At 62.1% G+C, this 15729-nt stretch carries 15 protein-coding genes; 4 read left to right on the forward strand and 11 right to left on the reverse strand.

What is annotated here, in order from left to right:
* Window positions 1–55: 55 nt before the first annotated feature.
* Complete coding sequence (locus ACNFIC_RS22780; protein ID WP_171030948.1) at window positions 56–2137, reverse strand: carboxy terminal-processing peptidase; 2082 nt, start codon at window positions 2135–2137, stop codon at window positions 56–58.
* Between the two features lie 141 nt (window positions 2138–2278).
* Here ACNFIC_RS22780 and ACNFIC_RS22785 point away from each other — a divergent pair, with 141 nt between their 5' ends.
* On the forward strand, window positions 2279–3241 hold the full coding sequence (locus tag ACNFIC_RS22785) for an NAD(P)H-quinone oxidoreductase (RefSeq protein ID WP_416782113.1): 963 nt from the start codon (window positions 2279–2281) through the stop codon (window positions 3239–3241).
* 103 nt (window positions 3242–3344) lie between these two features.
* Here ACNFIC_RS22785 and ACNFIC_RS22790 read toward each other — a convergent pair whose 3' ends face one another.
* The 6 genes from ACNFIC_RS22790 to ACNFIC_RS22815 all read right to left on the reverse strand — a co-directional run bounded on the left by ACNFIC_RS22790 (window position 3345) and on the right by ACNFIC_RS22815 (window position 8609).
* The gene (locus ACNFIC_RS22790) at window positions 3345–3998 is read right to left on the reverse strand and encodes an HAD family hydrolase (protein ID WP_416782114.1); all 654 of its coding nucleotides are present in this window, start codon (window positions 3996–3998) and stop codon (window positions 3345–3347) included.
* Between the two features lie 13 nt (window positions 3999–4011).
* A complete protein-coding gene (locus ACNFIC_RS22795) occupies window positions 4012–5001 on the reverse strand; it encodes an ABC transporter ATP-binding protein (protein WP_138219573.1) in 990 nt (329 codons plus the stop codon).
* A gap of 1 nt (window position 5002) precedes the next feature.
* The gene (locus ACNFIC_RS22800) at window positions 5003–5797 is read right to left on the reverse strand and encodes an ABC transporter permease (protein WP_138219572.1); all 795 of its coding nucleotides are present in this window, start codon (window positions 5795–5797) and stop codon (window positions 5003–5005) included.
* The gene (locus tag ACNFIC_RS22805) at window positions 5787–6635 is read right to left on the reverse strand and encodes an ABC transporter permease (RefSeq protein WP_138219571.1); all 849 of its coding nucleotides are present in this window, start codon (window positions 6633–6635) and stop codon (window positions 5787–5789) included. The genes ACNFIC_RS22800 and ACNFIC_RS22805 overlap by 11 nt, the downstream gene beginning before the upstream one ends.
* Window positions 6632–7438, reverse strand: a complete 807-nt coding sequence (locus ACNFIC_RS22810) for an alkaline phosphatase family protein (protein WP_416782116.1) — start codon at window positions 7436–7438, stop codon at window positions 6632–6634. The genes ACNFIC_RS22805 and ACNFIC_RS22810 overlap by 4 nt, the downstream gene beginning before the upstream one ends.
* A 112-nt stretch (window positions 7439–7550) precedes the next feature.
* Window positions 7551–8609, reverse strand: coding sequence for an ABC transporter substrate-binding protein (locus ACNFIC_RS22815; protein WP_138219569.1), 1059 nt, complete (start codon window positions 8607–8609; stop codon window positions 7551–7553).
* A 327-nt stretch (window positions 8610–8936) separates the two neighbouring features.
* Between ACNFIC_RS22815 and phnR the strand changes: the two genes are divergently transcribed.
* Window positions 8937–9650, forward strand: coding sequence for a phosphonate utilization transcriptional regulator PhnR (phnR, locus tag ACNFIC_RS22820; RefSeq protein WP_416782118.1), 714 nt, complete (start codon window positions 8937–8939; stop codon window positions 9648–9650).
* A 59-nt stretch (window positions 9651–9709) separates the two neighbouring features.
* Here phnR and ACNFIC_RS22825 read toward each other — a convergent pair whose 3' ends face one another.
* On the reverse strand, window positions 9710–11863 hold the full coding sequence (locus ACNFIC_RS22825) for a mechanosensitive ion channel family protein (protein WP_416782119.1): 2154 nt from the start codon (window positions 11861–11863) through the stop codon (window positions 9710–9712).
* Between the two features lie 44 nt (window positions 11864–11907).
* Entirely contained in the window at window positions 11908–12075 is a 168-nt protein-coding gene (locus tag ACNFIC_RS22830) for a hypothetical protein (protein WP_171030947.1), read from the reverse strand.
* A gap of 206 nt (window positions 12076–12281) precedes the next feature.
* Between ACNFIC_RS22830 and ACNFIC_RS22835 the strand changes: the two genes are divergently transcribed.
* Window positions 12282–12713: a hypothetical protein gene (locus tag ACNFIC_RS22835; protein ID WP_416782120.1), complete on the forward strand. Its 432-nt coding sequence runs from the start codon at window positions 12282–12284 to the stop codon at window positions 12711–12713.
* A gap of 49 nt (window positions 12714–12762) precedes the next feature.
* Entirely contained in the window at window positions 12763–13560 is a 798-nt protein-coding gene (locus tag ACNFIC_RS22840) for a hypothetical protein (protein WP_138219566.1), read from the forward strand.
* On the opposite strand, the gene ACNFIC_RS22845 is transcribed toward ACNFIC_RS22840, so the two are convergent.
* The gene (locus tag ACNFIC_RS22845) at window positions 13536–14825 is read right to left on the reverse strand and encodes a M18 family aminopeptidase (protein WP_138219565.1); all 1290 of its coding nucleotides are present in this window, start codon (window positions 14823–14825) and stop codon (window positions 13536–13538) included. The two genes, ACNFIC_RS22840 and ACNFIC_RS22845, sit on opposite strands and share 25 nt — an antisense overlap.
* Before the next feature lie 123 nt (window positions 14826–14948).
* A complete protein-coding gene (locus ACNFIC_RS22850; protein ID WP_138219564.1) occupies window positions 14949–15584 on the reverse strand; it encodes an RluA family pseudouridine synthase in 636 nt (211 codons plus the stop codon).
* Window positions 15585–15729: the final 145 nt, after the last annotated feature.

The following is a 15729-nucleotide window of genomic DNA, read 5'->3' on the forward strand; positions in this document are numbered from 1 at the left end:
TTTCACGACAGCGCGATGACTGTTTGATGACAAGTCACATTATTTTGCCATCACCTCAGTGCTTGGCCACCGAGGTGCTCAGGCTCAGGTAGTCGAGCAGGATGCGACCAGTCTCGGATAGGTAGGCGTCGTCTTCGGGCTTGGTGTCGTCCGGCTCGGCGGGCAGCGCGTCCTCGTCTTCTTTTTTCAGCTCCTTGAGCGGTTCTTCGCCCTTGGCTTTGCGCCGTACGTTCTCCAGCGCCAGTTGCTTGGCCTCGATCTGATCGTGGCGGGCACGGCGATCCTGCTCGTTCAGGCTGACGGTTTTCTCGTTCATCAGCTGTTGCGTGAGGGCCAGACGGTCGCGGATATAGGCGAACTCCGGGTCCTTGTCGCTGCGGGCGTCATGCTGGGCCTTGAGCTGGGCCAGGAACGGCTTGAACGGATCGGCCGCAGGCTTGACCACTGGGCGGATGGTGTCCCATGGCATGGCCTCGGGCAGCGCGCTCTCGCCGATCTCCTTGGTGTCGATGATCGACGGGTAGGCGATGTCCGGCAGTACGCCCTGATGCTGGGTGCTCTGCCCGGAAACCCGGTAGAACTTGGCCAGGGTCAGCTTGAGTTCACCATGGTTGAGCGGCTGGATGGTCTGCACGGTGCCCTTGCCGAAGGTCTGGCCACCGATGATCAGCGCACGGTGGTAGTCCTGCATGGCGCCGGCGAAGATCTCCGATGCCGAGGCGGACAGGCGGTTGACCAGCAGCGCCAGCGGGCCTTTGTAGAACGCGCCGGGGTTTTCGTCTTCGAGTACGTCGACACGCCCGTCGCTGTTGCGTACCAGCACGGTGGGGCCTTTCTCGATGAACAGGCTGGTCAGTTCGGTAGCTTCTTGCAGCGAGCCGCCGCCGTTGTTGCGCAGGTCGATGACCACGCCGTCGACCTTCTCTTTTTGAAGCTCGGTCAGCAGTTTCTTCACATCGCGGGTGGTGCTCTTGTAGTCCGGGTCACCGGCGCGATAGGCCTTGAAGTCCAGGTAGAAGGCCGGGATCTCGATGATGCCGAGCTTGTAGTCGCGGCCATTCTGCTTGAGCTTGAGCACCGACTTCTTCGCCGCCTGCTCTTCGAGCTTCACGGCTTCACGGGTGATCGAGACGATCTTGCTGGTCTGGTCGTTCGGCGCATTGCTGGCCGGAATGACCTCAAGGCGCACTACCGAGCCTTTCGGACCGCGGATCAGCTTGACCACCTCGTCCAGGCGCCAGCCGACCACATCGACCATTTCCTTGTTGCCCTGGGCCACGCCGATGATCTTGTCGGCCGGCGCGACCTGCTTGGTCTTGGCCGCCGGGCCTGCTGGCACCAGGCGTACGATCTTGACTTGGTCGTTATCGCTTTGCAGCACCGCACCGATGCCTTCGAGCGACAAACTCATATTGATGTCGAAGTTTTCGGCGTTGTCCGGCGAGAGGTAGTTGGTGTGCGGGTCGTAGGACTGCGCGAAGGTGTTGATGTAAGCCTGGAAGATGTCTTCGGCGCGGGTCTGGTCCAGGCGCGAGGCCTGGTTCTTGTAACGCTTGATCAGGGTTTCCTGAATCTGCTTGAAGTCCTTGCCAGCGATCTTCTGGCGCAGCACTTCGTCTTTGACGCGCTTGCGCCACAACTCGTCGAGTTCGGCCTGGTTCTTCATCCACGGGGCGTCCTTGCGGTCGACCAACAGGTCTTCCTTGACGGTGAAGTCGATCTTGTCGACGCCCTTGTTCAGCTCGGCCAGGGCGAAGTCCAGACGCTGCTTCACGCGGTCCAGGTAGCGCTTGTAGATGGTAAAGCCGGGGTCGAGGTTGCCACTTTTGAGGAAGTCGTCGAACTGCGTCTTCCACTTGTCGAACTCAGCGATATCGGCGGCGGTGAAATAGCTGCGCGAGGGGTCGAGCAACTTGATGTAGCTGTCGTAGATGATCACCGAACGGGCATCGTCCAGCGGCGGCTTGCTGTAGTGGTGGCGCTTGAGCAGCTCGACCACGTTGAGGCTGGCGACGATTTCGTCACGGTCCGGTTGCAGGCTGTCCCACTTGTTGGCGGCGGCCGCATTGCCACCGAGCGTGAGGCTGCCAAGCCCGATCATGAGGGCGAGGGCGGTGCTGGGGAGGAAATGCTTCATGCTGATTCGACGTGGAGGCAATTGATCACGCATAGTAGGCCGTCTTTTCCGTTGCCGGTTCCATTGAGCCGGACAAATACTGCAAAAAGCCCGGGGACAAGCGTTCCCCAGGCTCGCTGATGAATCAACTATGGAGGCACTGTGAAAGCATTGCAAGGCGTTGACGGACATGTCACCTGGGTCGAGGCCGAACGTCCGGCTTGCGACACAGGGCAGGTACGCATTCGAGTGGCCGCCGCTGGGCTGAACCGTGCCGACCTGTTGCAGATGAAGGGTTTGTACCCACCACCTCAGGGGGCCAGCCCGTACATGGGTCTGGAATGCGCCGGGGTGATCGAGGAAGTCGGCGCCGGCGCCAATTGGCGCGTTGGCGATCGGGTCTGCGCATTGCTGGCCAGCGGCGCGATGGCCGAGGAAGTGGTGGTGGATGCTGGGCATGTGCTGCCGGTGCCCGAGGGCCTGAGCCTGCACGAGGCGGCCGCGTTGCCTGAGGTGTATGCCACGGCCTGGCTGAACATTTTCCAGCTGGGTGCGCTCAAGGCTGGCGAAAAGGTCCTGGTGCACGCGGGCGCCAGCGGCGTCGGCTCGGCGGCGATCCAGCTGTGCAAGGCATTCGGCAGCCCTGTCTGGGTCAGTGTCGGTTCCCCGGAGCGTCTGGCTTACTGTCAGGCGCTGGGGGCGGCGGGTGGTGTGGTGCGCAATGCAAACCTCGATGCGCTCAAGGACTTCGGGCCGTTCGATGTGATCCTCGACCCGGTGGGGGCGAGCTATGGCCCGCTCAATCTTGAGCTGCTGGCGCGTGATGGACGTTGGGTGATCATCGGCTTGATGGGCGGGCGCACGTTCGAGTTGGACCTGGCGGTGGTGCTGGGCAAACGCTTGAATATCACCGGCTCCACCCTGCGTAACCGCGACGATGACTTCAAGGCCGAGTTGCTGCGCGAGTTGCACCAGCAGGTATGGCCGCTGTTCGCCGAAGGGCGGTTGTCGCCGCAACTGGTCGACACCTACCCTGCCGAGTTTGCCCAGGCGGCGTATGCCGAGCTTGAGAGCAACCAGGTGTCGGGCAAGTTGGTGATGGTGATCGACCCGAGCCTGGCATAAGCAGGCCCGGCCTGTTCGCGGGTAAACCCGCTCCCACAGGATCACCGTCGTTTCAGCGACAGTGTGGTCCCTGTGGGGGCATCCATGATGGGTGCTACAAGCTTCAGCTCCAGCTCAGCACCGGCCAGCCATGGGTCTGCGCATGCTCCCTGAGCACCGCATCCGGGTTTACCGCGAACGGATGGTCCACCTTCAGCAGCAGCGGCAAGTCATTCCTCGAATCGGAATAGAAACTCGCCCCTTCCAGATTTTCTTGCTCCTGGTCCAGCCATTCCAGCAGCCGGGTGATCTTGCCTTCACGGTAGGTCAGCACACCGCGGGTCTTGCCGGTGTACACCCCGTTGAGCGCCTCCAGCTCGATGGCCAGGTATTCGTCTACGCCCAGGCGAGCCGCGATTGGCCCGACCAGGTGCGTGCCGCTGGCCGAGATGATCAGAATACGGTCGCCACGCTTGCGGTGCTCGGCGATACAGTGGCAGGCATCGCCGAAAATGATCGGCTCGATCACGTCCTCCACCCACGGCTCCACCAGATGTGCCACTTCTTCCAGGGTGCGCCCGGCGATCGGCTCCAGGCTGAACGCCATGTAGTCCTCCATCTGTAGGTGACCTTTGCCGTAGGCCTCCATCAACGCGTGGTCGCGCTGCAGGAAACGCTCGCCGTCTACCCAGCCCAGGCGGGCCATCTGCTCGCTCCACAGCGACGCGCAGTCGCCGTGGATCAGGGTTTCGTCCAGATCGAAAATTGCCAAAGCCATGCGTTGAGTCTCCTTAGGCCACTTCCCGTAGCGCCGTGGGGTCGATCGACAAGGATACCCGTTGCCCGTCGGCGTGTAGATCGGCGGCCGAGCGGTTGAGCACATCCACCACCAGATCCACCTCGCGCACCCGTACGCGGTAGCGGATCACGTTGCCCAGCAAGCTGTGGCTGCGCACCTCGGCGTCGAGCGCACCGTGCAGGCCGAGGCTGATCGACTCCGGGCGGATCGCCAGGCGGCTGGTCACTGGGCGCTCCAGCAGACGACTGGCGCTATCGGCATCGAGCAGGTTGTAGTTGCCGATGAAGCCTGCGGCGAACAGGTCCACAGGCGCGGTGTAGAGGGTCTCGGCATCACCGCTCTGGACGATGCGCCCCTGGTTCATCAGGACGATACGGTCCGACAGTGTCAGTGCCTCTTCCTGATCATGGGTGACGAAGATCGTGGTCAGCCCCAGCTCGCGCTGGATGGTGCGGATTTGCTCACGCAGGTGCTTGCGAATCCGTGCATCGAGGGCCGACAGCGGCTCGTCGAGCAACAGCAGGCGAGGCCGCGTGACCAGCGAGCGGGCCAGCGCCACACGCTGGCACTGCCCGCCCGACAGCTGGTGCGGATAACGCCCGGCGAAGCTGGCCAGTTCTACCAGTTCAAGCGCTTCGCTTACCCGCGCTTGGCTCTCGGCGGCCTTTACCTTCTGCATGCGCAGGCCGAAGGCGACGTTCTGCTCCACAGTCATGTTGGGGAACAATGCGTAGCTCTGGAACACCATGCCGATGCCACGCTTTTGCGGACTGAGCGGCACGATGTCCTGGCCATCGAGCAGGATCTGCCCGCTGTCCACCGGGGTGAGGCCGGCGATGCAGCGTAGCAAGGTGGATTTGCCGCAGCCTGAGGGGCCGAGCAGGGTGACGAACTCGCCGCGTTGGATCTGGCAGTCGATGTGTTCGAATACCGGATTGCCGGCGTAGCTTTTTTGCAGGTTCTGGACGCTGACGAAGCTCATCTCAGGATTTGTCCTTGTTCAGGCGGTTGGCGACCCAGGTCAGCACCAGCACGAAGGCGAAGTACGAGATCACCAGCGCGCTGTTGAAGTGGCCGCTGCTGTTACGCATGTTATTCAGGTACACCTGCAAGGTTTCGTAGCGGGTGCCCACCAGCAGGTTGGCGAACACGAACTCGCCGAACAGGAACGAGAACGACAGCAGCAGGGCCACCATCAAGCCCTTGCGCAGGTTCGGCAGCACCACCAGCAGTGCCGCCTGCCAGGTGCTGGCGCCGAGCAGTTGGGCAGCGTCCATCAGGTCGCGCAGGTTGATCGCTTGCAGGTTGTTGGTGATTGCCCGGTACATGAACGGCAGCGCGACGGTGAAGTAGCAGCCGATCAGGATCCACGGCGTCCCGACCATGGCCATCGGCCCACTGCCATACAACTGCAGCAGCCCCACCGAGGACACCACTGGCGGCACCGCGAATGGCAGTAGGATCAGCACGTTCATCAGCGCATCGAGGCGCGGGAAGTGGTAGTGCACCACGAACAGCAGCGGCAGGATCAGCAGCACCGACAGCAGTAGCGCGCCGACACACACCAGCAGCGACTGGCCGAAGGCGGCGAGAAAACGTGGTTCGCTCCAGAGTGCGATGTACCACTTGAAGGTCAAGCCGCTGGGCAGCAGGGTGGCCGACCAGCTGGTAGCCAGCGAGTAGAGCAGGGTGCCGGCCAGCGGTAGCAGCAGAATAAGGAACAGCAGGTACACCACCACGCGGTGGTAAAGCCCGCCAGAGGTCTTTTCAGCGCGCATGGTAGCTCCTCTTGAGCAGCCATTGATGGATCACCGTGACTACGCTCATCAGCCCCACCAGCACCATGGCCAGGGCACTGGCCAGGTTCGGGTCGAGGGTGATGTCACCGGCCACCAGCGCAGCGATGCGGATCGGCAGCACGTTGAAGTTGCCGGTGGTCAAGGCGTAGACCGTGGCGTAGGCGCCCAGCGCGTTGGCCAGCAGGATGACGAAGGTGCCCAGCAGCGCAGGAGTCAGCACCGGCAGGCCGATGTGCCGCCAGAACTGCCAATGGCTGGCACCCAACAGCGCAGCGGACTCGCGCCAGTCTTCGCGCAAGGCGTCGAAAGCTGGGTAGAGCAGCAGCACCCCAAGCGGGATCTGGAAATAGGTGTACACCAAGATCAGGCCAGTCTTGGAGTAGATGCTGAAGTCCCCCAGCAACCCGATCTGCTTGAGCAACAGGGTAAGCGCACCGTTGAAGCCCAGCAGGATGATGAAGGCGAACGCCAGCGGTACACCGGCGAAGTTGCTGGTCATGTTGGCGAAGGCGCTGACGAAGTCGCGCAGCCTTGAGTCCACCTGGCGCAGCGAGTAGGCGCCGAGGACGGCAATGAGGATACCGAACAGGCTCGACCAGAAACTGATCTCAAGGCTGCGTTGCAGCGCTTGCAGGTAGAACTTCGAGGCGAACACTTTGGTGAAGTTATCCAAGCCCCAGCCGCCTGCGCTTTGCAGGCTGTTGATCGCTACCCACGCCAGCGGGGCGATCTGGAAGACGATGAAAAACGCCGCGAATGGCAGCAGGCAGAGCAGCGCCAGGTAGCGGCCACGGCTACGGGAAGTGGTAGGCGTCACGTGAGCAACTCCCGGCAGACGGTTTTGTCATGGGCGGCGCCCAGCAGTTCGCAGATCGTGCCGCACAGTTCGGTCTGCAAGGGCTTGGCGGCAGGGTCCAGGCTGAATCCATCACCGAACACGAACAACGGTACTTCGCGCTCCTCGGCCAGAAGGCCGTTGTGCGAGCGGTCGTTGTTCATGCCGTGGTCGGCGGTCACCAGCACTTGGTAACCCTCTTCGAGCCAGCGTGGCAGGTAGTCGGCCAACAGGATATCGGCGCTGCGTGCGGCGTTGCGGTACTGGCTGCTGTCCAGGCCATGGCGGTGGCCGGCGTCGTCGATGTTCATCGGGTGCACCAGCAGGAAGTTCGGCGCATGGCGTCGGCGCAGGTACTCGGCGTCGGCCAGCAAATGCGAGTCGGGGTAATGATCGGCGTAGTAGAACAGGCCGTGCTGGATGGGCAGTTTCGGCGCGTGGGTATGGCGATCACGCAGGGGTTCGAACGGCGAGCGGTTGTACAGCTCGCTCATCCAGTGATAAGCCGCCGCCGCAGTGCCCAACCCAGCCTCGCGAGCGTAGTGGAACACGCTGCGCTGGTTGGACAGGCGAGTGACGTTGTTGTGCACGATGCCGCTGTCGATTGGCGGCACGCCCGTGAGAATACATTCGTAGAGCGGCCGCGACAGCGACGGCAGCTCGCATTCGACACGGTACAGCGCGGCGCGGTCGGCTTCGACATAGGCGTGCAGGTGGCCCATGGCGTGGTGCGCGACCTGGTGGTTGAGCCCGTCGAGCAAGACCAGGATGACGTTGTGCTGCATGGCGGCTCCTATTGGAGCAGCAAGCAAGCTACAAGCTACAAGCTGCAAGAAGAAGCGGGCCTGTCCACCCTCGCTTTGACTTGAAGCTTGCAGCTTGCAACTTGAAGCTGCCTTATTCCATCTCGATGATCACTTGCTCCTGCCACTTCTGCGGCAGGGCCTTGGAGGTCGCTTCCCAGGCTTCGGCGTTCTTGATCGGCTGGGCCGCCTTGTACTGCTCGTTGGGCAGCAGCTTGGCTTGCACGTCGGCGGGCAGCTTCAGGTGCTCGGCACGGATCGGCCGGGCATGGCCGATGGCAAGGTTGGTCTGCCCGGCATCGCTGAAGATGTATTCGCGCGCAAGCTTGGCCGCGTTCGGGTGCTTGGCGTACTTGTTGATGATGGTGGTGTAGCCCGAGGTGATCGAACCGTCGGACGGGATCAGCACCTCGAAGCGTTTCGGGTCGATCTGGTCGCGGTAGCTCAGGCCGTTGAAGTCCCACACCACGCCGACTTCCACTTCGCCTTTCTCGAGGGTCTGGATGGTCGGGTTGGCCAGCGACAGACGCTTCTGCTGGGCCAGCTTGGTGAACAATTGCAGGCCAGGTTCGATGTTGGCTTCATCGCCCTTGTAGGCGATGGCAGCCGCAAGCACGCCGTTGGCGGCCTGGGCGGCAGTACCGACGTCACCGATGGCGACCTTGTACGTGCCCTTTTCGAGGTCGTGCCAGGTTGTCGGGCGCTCGCCTTCCTTGACCAGATCCTTGTTGATGATGAAGGCGATGGTGCCGGTATAGGCCAGCGCCCAGTGGCCGTCCTGGTCCTTGGCCCATGCCGGGACCTGATCCCAGGTGCTTGGCTTGTAGGCCTGGGTGACACCCTTGTTGGCCGCGATCGGGCCGAACGCGGCGCCGACGTCGCCGATGTCAGCGCTGGCGTTGTCTTTTTCAGCCTCGAACTTGGCGATTTCCTGAGCCGAACTCATGTCGGTGTCGCTGTGCTTGAGGCCGTATTTCTTGGCCAGGTCGTCCCAGGTGCCTTTCCAGTTGGCCCAGGCATCGGGCATGCCCACGCTGTTGACCGTGCCTTCCTTGCGTGCCGCTTCTTCGAGGGCCTTGAGGTCCTGGGCCATGGCCGAGGTGGACAACGCGATGGCCGAACCGAGCAGTGACGCCATGAACAACTTTTTCATCCGAAGCTCCTTGGGTGGGTGCCTTGCAGTCGTTGTTATGAATCGAGCCTGTGGCTGCCTGATGTTGGTCTAGGTCAGCAAACCTTGAGCCAAGGTAGGCCGCTTGCGTGACAATTTGATGTATGACGCAGGCCGACCGGGGAAGTCGATGGCCTTGGAGTTACAGCGTAGACCACTGCAAACCCCAGCAATGGCGGGCGCTGGCCCGGATCTGGCAAGGCTTGGCCCAAGGCCTTGTCACAGGATGTTCATCAGCTGTGCCTAGGCTTGCACTATTCTCCACGTGCCCTGTTATGGGGCTGGACTAGTCCAGATAGGTAACCTTTGATGCAGGCGACGCAACCGCGTGCGGTAACAGCCATCTGCCATGCGCTGCAGGAGCAGATCGAACACGGCTTGCTGACGCCGGGTGGCAAGTTGCCGGCCGAACGCAAGCTCAGCGAGGTGTTCGATACCACGCGTATCACCCTGCGCGAGGCGCTGGTGCAGTTGGAGGCCCAAGGCCTGATCTACCGCGAGGAACGTCGTGGCTGGTTCGTTGCGCCCGAGCGGCTGACGTACGATTTGATCGAGCGCAGCCACTTCCATGCCATGGTCCGCGCTCAGGGCCGTGTGCCCAGTACCGAGCTACTGTCGGCGCGCCTGCAACCGGCCCCGGCAGCTATTTGCGCGCGTCTGCGCCTGCCGGCGCTGTCGAGTGTGGTGCGCATCTGCCGCCTGCGGCGCATCGACGCGCGCGCGGTGCTGTATGCCGAGCACTACCTCAACCCGCAATATTTTCCCGGAATCCTCAACCTTGACCTGGCCCAGTCGCTGACTGAGATCTATGCCCGCGAGTACCGCATCCAGTATGGCAAGGTATGCTTCGAGATCCTGCCAACGGCCCTGCCGGCAGAGGCAGCGAGTGCCTTGAAAGTGTCAGCAGGCAGCCCGGGGCTACACATCACCCGGGTCAACAGCGACCAGCATGGGCACCTGATCGACTGTGATCTTGAGTATTGGCGGCATGATGCGATTTGCATCCGGGCCGAGGCAGGGTAGGCAAGCAGCGCGGGGCAAGTCGCATCGGCATACCGACACGATTTGCCCCACGACGGGGTTCAGGTGGATGAGGCGGTGTCGGCCATGTTGCCGCCACCGGCCGTCACCACTTGCACCGACAACCGCGGCGTGGCCAGATCCAGTCCGGCTTCGTCGAGCTGGCGCTTGAGCGCCAGGTTGAATGCCCGCGACACCTCCCACTGCTTGATCGGCGCGGTCTTGAAGCGTGCCCGCAAGATCGCCGAGCCCGATTCGAAGCTTTCGACCCCCTGCAACTCCAGCGGCGACCAGATGTTGCGGCGCATCAGTGGGTCGCTGCGCAGCTTCTGCCCGACCTCGCGCACCAGCGCGATGGCCTGGTCGATGTTCATGCTGTGCGGGATCGCCACGCGGAAGATCGCGTAGCCGAACTCCCGGGAGTAGTTCTTGATGCTCTTGATCTCGCTGAACGGAATCGTGTGCACGATCCCGTCAATGTCTCGCAGGCGCACGGTGCGGATGGTCAGGCCTTCGACCGTGCCCAGATGGCCGCCGACGTCGACGTAGTCATCGATGGCCAGGGAGTCCTCGATGATGATGAACAACCCGGTGATCAGGTCGGCGACCAGCGACTGTGCGCCAAAACCGATGGCCAGGCCGATCACGCCGGCACCGGCCAGCAGCGGGGTGACGTTCATGCCCATGTTGGCCAGGGCGACGATCACGGCGATGATGAAAATCACCACGAACAGCACGTTGCGGATCAGCGGCATCATGGTTTGTGCGCGGGCGTTGGCCAGGCCCCGGCGCGAGCGCACCAAGGCGTGGTGCACGGCGGTGTCGGCGAGGATCCACACCAGCCAGGCGACGATCAGCGTGCCGGCCAGCCCCAGCAAGCGCAGGCTGACGTCGTGACCGTCGCCCTCGGCGAAGCTGATCATCGACTGGCCCCACACCCGCAGCCCCAGCTCGATGAACACTAACCAAATGAACAGGTGCACCAGTAGGTAGCCAAAGTTGCGCAGGCGCTCGGCGTACACCGCCTGGCGCCGGGAGGCGCGTTTGGGGTTGGCTGCGTGGCGGCGTACCAGCCCATTGAGCACCATGCACACCACCACCAGCACTGTGCACATCAACGACTGGCGCAGAGCAGTGCTGGTGTCGCCGGCAGAGACGAAGGTGGCGAACAGCGAGATCGCCACCAGGATCAGCGCCGGGATGAACCAGAAGCTGCCGAGGATCTCGATGGTGTCGCTCAGGGTGCGTCGGGTCAGGCGTCGCGACAGCGGCTGGTTGCGGATCAGGTGGGCGATCGGGCGGCGAAAGCGCAGGATGAACAGCCCGGTGCACAGCGCCGCAACGACGTTGGCCAGGGTTGCCAGGGCATGCGCCAGGTGGCTGCCCAGTGCGGCGGTCAGGCGCGGATCGCTCAGCGCCTCGCCGAAGGCGGCGAAGCTGCCGATCAGCCACAGCGGGCGAAATGCCTGGTGACGCAGGATGTGCAGGGCGCGGTGGCGGTGCGGCCCGTCGAGCAGCGAGAAAGCGATTACGCAGATCGCCGAGAACAGCGTGCCGACCACCAGTGCGTAGGCCAGTACCATGGCCATGGACTTGCCCAGCGAGGAGGGCAGGGCGAAGCTCAGGTACACGGTGAAGATCAGCGCCACCAGCCATGGCCCGAGCTTGCGCAAGGCAAAGCGCACCAGGTCCCAGGTGCGCGGGTGTTGCGGCAGTTCCTCGGTCAGGCCGAAGCGTACTCTGACGCGGTGCCCGATCCAGTTGAAGGCGTAGGCCAGCAGGCTCCAGACCACGATGACCGCGGCGAAACCGAAGAGAATCGCTGGCCATTGATGCACCGGCACGATCAACGCGCTCAGTTCGTCCCCCGCCTGGTCTATTTCCAGGGACCAGCGGGCGAACGGGCTGGCATCGCCGCTGAACTGCTTCTCGAAATCGTGCAGGGCACCGCCGATCAGGCCCAGCACGCCTTGCTCGACGGTGGGTTGCGATTGCTTCGTGGCGTCGCGCAATTTCTTCAGGTCAGCCAGCAGCTTTGCCCGTTGCTGGTCGTTTTCGAGGTTCTTGATCACTTCGTCCAGCGATTTGCCTAATGGCTCGCTGGCTTCGGGCTGGGCGGGGGCGCTGCTGCCCAGCAGCCCCGGCAAGCCGGCGGCGTGCACCGGGGTGATCAACAGCAGCAACAGGAACGTCAGGCAACGCAGGAGAGCAGGCACCGGGAAATCTACCTCAGGTCAAACGATGGACCGAGTGTAGAGGTTTATGTGGGCAGTTTCTCCAGGATCTTCCAGCAGGTGAGGCCGAAGATACCCAAGGTGCCGACCCCCATCATCAGCACGCCGATATTACGCTCGCGCAGGCTGAAGCCGATGGTCAGGACCATCAGGAACAGGAAGACCGGGAGGAACAGGGAGAGGAAGGGGGACATGGGGGCAGTCCTTGCGGTGCTTTACCAGATATCTACAAGCATAGTGCGTTGCGCAGGCTTCGAGATGACTTGAATCACAGTTTGGGGTGGTGGTGGGTTAGGTAAATTTTCCTACGTATTTATCAGACCGGCTTCCTACACAGCAAATCAGCGATGGGCCGATACAACATTCACCACGCTTTGTGGGGATTTGTAGAGGACTGGTCATGTTCAAGCAGGTTGTTTTGTCTGGGGCAGGGGTGTTGTTGGGGGTGTTGGCGAACAACTATGCCTTTGCGGGAAATAATAAGGCCACCGTGATAATTGATAACAAGACTAATGTGATCGCAAAATATACATATGAGCACATGTCGGGGAGTGCCAGCCCAATAATGGCCGATGTTGGCCCGCAATTAATGTCTACCTTTGTTGTCACAAGCTTTGCTGATTCAATTTCTGGTATGCGCTTTGTGTATGCATCCGGAGCCAAAAAATGCCGATTCAGTGTCTCCCACATCGCGTCGTTTCCAAGCAATATTCCTACTTGGAAGAAAGACGCTAGGTCTATAGGTTCTACAAAGGCTGACTGTACTGTCGTCCTTGAAAAAATCGACATGAACATGCCTTATCACTATACGGTGAGATTCACAATTAAATAAGTTTCGAGGGCGCCTGCTGGCGTCCATTCATTTAATGTGAGGAATGCTCATGAAGATCACGAGCGATGTGCAGAACTTTTCAGTTCGCTCCAGCCTGCCCGTACGCGCTTCGGCCGAGCGTGTGGAGGGAGCTGAGACTCAAAATCCTGTCAGCTTTTCGCCAGAGTCGCTATCCATATCCGAAGAGATAGTTGACGCAAAAGCGCTTCACGCCAAAATATATGGCACTCCAGCCCTCGCTGATCGGATAAGTTACAGTTTTTTTAAACTAGGTTATGAAGGCTTCTTGCAGAAGGCACCCCCTGAGACTTATACGGCCGACGAGGCCGAGCGTTTCAATAAAGTGGTGAGCTATCTGGCGAATCTGCTCGAACGTCGGGAGCTGGAGGTTGATCCCAGTAACAATCCATTCTGGGGGATGGGGCGTGATGCGTTAGTTGCTATTGAGCAGGACGAGAAAAATTACACCGAGGAAGAACGCTGTGCGGCGCTCCGGGCCAAAGCACATCTCGATAATGATTACTTCACACGCCTGATCGAGCACGCCGTTAGCAGCGGCGATGATCGCCCGTTGTTCAAGGGGTATTTGGAGTATCTTGACCATCTGACCCCGGCTGAACGCCTGAACTATCCTGCCAATGAACGAGAAAAAGTGGCGAGCCAGTTAGCGACTGCGGAGGCAGAGAAGGGCAGCCTGCCTGAGGACTTCTCCCTGTGGAAATACATCAACTGGGACCCAAAGGGTCGCCTTAACCTGGAAGCCTTGCTCGATCCCTCGTCAGCGGAGCCCACCCCAGTGATCGAGGCGGGCTCTGCCGATGATCAAGGCAGTTCGCGGCTGCGGTAGAACGCGCCCAGCACCTTCACCAGATGCGCCAGGTCATGGCTGCCGCACAACTCGCGGATCGAGTGCATGGCGAAGGTCGGCAGGCCGATGTCCACGGTGCGCACACCCAGGTGGCTGGCGGTGATCGGGCCGATGGTCGAGCCGCAGCCCATGTCGCTGCGCACCACGAAGCTCTGTACGGGCACTTCCTCGGCCATGCACAGGTGGCGGAAGAACCCAGCGGTTTCGCTGTTGGTGGCGTAGCGCTGGTTGTTGTTGACCTTGATCACAGGGCCGGCGTTGAGCTTGGGGCCGTGGTTGCCGTCGTGCTTGTCGGCGTAGTTGGGGTGCACGCCATGGGCGTTGTCGGCGGAAACCATCAGCGAGCGCTGGATGGTGCGCACGTAGTCGTCGCCATCGGGTAATAGGCGCTGCAGGGTCTGCTCAAGCATCGGGCCATCGGCGCCGCAGGCCGAGCAAGAGCCGACTTCCTCGTGGTCAGTGCACACCAATACGCACGTTTCGTCGCTATCGGCGCTGAGCAGCGCCTGCAGGCCGGCATAGCAGGAGAGCAGGTTGTCCAGGCGCGCGCCGGCGATGAAGTCGCCGTTCAGGCCAATCAGTGCCGCGCTCTGGGTGTCGTAGAAGCTCAGCTCGTAATCCAGCACCACGTCGGCGTTCAGCTCATGCTCGCGGGCCAGTTGCTCGGTGAGCAGCGCGCGGAAATCGATGCGTTCGTCACCCGCCACCTGCGCCAGGATTGGCGGCAGCTCGTTTTGCGGATTGATCTGCCAGCCTTCGTTGGCGGTACGGTTGAGGTGGATCGCCAGGTTCGGAATGATCGCGATCGGCAGCTTGAAGTCCACCAGTGCGCTTTCGACCTTGCCATCCCGGCGGAAGGTCACCCGCCCGGCGAGTGACAGGTCGCGGTCGAACCAGGGCGCCAGCAGTGCACCGCCGTAGACCTCGACCCCCAGTTGCAGGAAGCCCTGGCGCTGCAACTCGGGCTGCGGCTTGACCCGCAGGCACGGGCTGTCGGTGTGGGCGCCGACCATGCGGATCCCGCCGATCAGGGGCGATTGCTTGCCGAGTTTGACGGCGATGATCGAGGAATCGTTGCGGGTTACGTAGTAGCGCCCGCCGGGCACCGTGGCCCAGCTTTCGCGTTCGTCCAGGCGCTGATAGCCGGCCGCTTCGAGGCGTTGCACGAGGCTGGCGGTGGCGTGGAAGGGCGTCGGGGAGGCCTTGAGGAATTCGATCAGGCCAGCGTTGAGGGCATCGCGCATAAATCACTCCGTTCGAGCTTCGAGCTTCAAGCCGCAAGCTTCAAGCAAGAGCAGTCCGCGGAGCAAGCTCATACGCGGTCTGCCGTGGCTTTTTCTTGCAGCGTGTAGCCTGAAGCGTGCAGCTTAAAAAGGTGCGGGGCACTCGAACTTCAACCGCTCACCCGAAACCGGGTGGGTAAAGCTCAGCATCGAGGCGTGCAGGCACAGTCGTTCATGGGCGGCCAGCGCCTCGGGGTTGGCGTACAGACGGTCGCCCAGCAGCGGGTGGCCGATCGACAACATGTGCACGCGCAGTTGGTGCGAGCGCCCGGTGATCGGTGTCAGCTCCACCCGGCAGTGGTCGCCACAGCGCTCGACGATGCGCCAGAAGGTCAGCGCATGCTTGCCCTGTTCGTGGTCCACCACATGGCGTGGCTTGGTCGGCGGGTCATAGCGCAGCGGCAGGTCGATACTGCCGCTGTCCAGCGCAGGCTGGCCCCAGCACAGCGCGGTGTAGGCTTTTTCGGTCTCGCGGTCGTGGAACTGGCGCGACAGCTCGCGGTGGCTGTCAGCGTCCCGGGCCAGCAGAATGATCCCGGAGGTTTCCCAGTCCAAGCGATGGACGATCAGGGCGTCGGGGTAGCCGTTTTCTTGCAGGCGGGTGATCAGGCAGTCCTTATTGTCCTCGGCACGCCCCGGCACCGACAGCAGCAGGGTCGGCTTGTTGATCACCAGGATGGACGCGTCCTCGTGCAGGATCTGGATGTTCGACAGCGGCATTGCAGGTTCTCTGTGAAGGCAACCGGGGCCACTACGCGGCCCTTTCGCGGGGCCACCCCCCCCCCACCCAGCGCAGGGTGTTGCTGTGGGGGGGGGCGGGGGGGGCGCCACCGCCGCCCCCCCCCCCCCCCCCCCCCCCGCCCCC

Origin of the sequence: Pseudomonas sp. NY15463, from assembly GCF_048068415.1 — a bacterium.
In the GTDB taxonomy this organism is placed as follows: domain Bacteria; phylum Pseudomonadota; class Gammaproteobacteria; order Pseudomonadales; family Pseudomonadaceae; genus Aquipseudomonas; species Aquipseudomonas mosselii_C.

Coding starts and splice junctions, on each gene's coding strand:
- ACNFIC_RS22800 (WP_138219572.1), bottom strand. CDS start 5,797: ATGCGCGCTGAAAAGACCTCTGGCGGGCTTTACCACCGCGTGGTGGTG.
- ACNFIC_RS22845 (WP_138219565.1), bottom strand. CDS start 14,825: ATGCGCGATGCCCTCAACGCTGGCCTGATCGAATTCCTCAAGGCCTCC.
- phnR (WP_416782118.1), top strand. CDS start 8,937: ATGCAGGCGACGCAACCGCGTGCGGTAACAGCCATCTGCCATGCGCTG.
- ACNFIC_RS22830 (WP_171030947.1), bottom strand. CDS start 12,075: ATGTCCCCCTTCCTCTCCCTGTTCCTCCCGGTCTTCCTGTTCCTGATG.
- ACNFIC_RS22790 (WP_416782114.1), bottom strand. CDS start 3,998: ATGGCTTTGGCAATTTTCGATCTGGACGAAACCCTGATCCACGGCGAC.
- ACNFIC_RS22810 (WP_416782116.1), bottom strand. CDS start 7,438: ATGCAGCACAACGTCATCCTGGTCTTGCTCGACGGGCTCAACCACCAG.
- ACNFIC_RS22850 (WP_138219564.1), bottom strand. CDS start 15,584: ATGCCGCTGTCGAACATCCAGATCCTGCACGAGGACGCGTCCATCCTG.
- ACNFIC_RS22795 (WP_138219573.1), bottom strand. CDS start 5,001: ATGAGCTTCGTCAGCGTCCAGAACCTGCAAAAAAGCTACGCCGGCAAT.
- ACNFIC_RS22815 (WP_138219569.1), bottom strand. CDS start 8,609: ATGAAAAAGTTGTTCATGGCGTCACTGCTCGGTTCGGCCATCGCGTTG.
- ACNFIC_RS22840 (WP_138219566.1), top strand. CDS start 12,763: ATGAAGATCACGAGCGATGTGCAGAACTTTTCAGTTCGCTCCAGCCTG.
- ACNFIC_RS22835 (WP_416782120.1), top strand. CDS start 12,282: ATGTTCAAGCAGGTTGTTTTGTCTGGGGCAGGGGTGTTGTTGGGGGTG.
- ACNFIC_RS22780 (WP_171030948.1), bottom strand. CDS start 2,137: ATGAAGCATTTCCTCCCCAGCACCGCCCTCGCCCTCATGATCGGGCTT.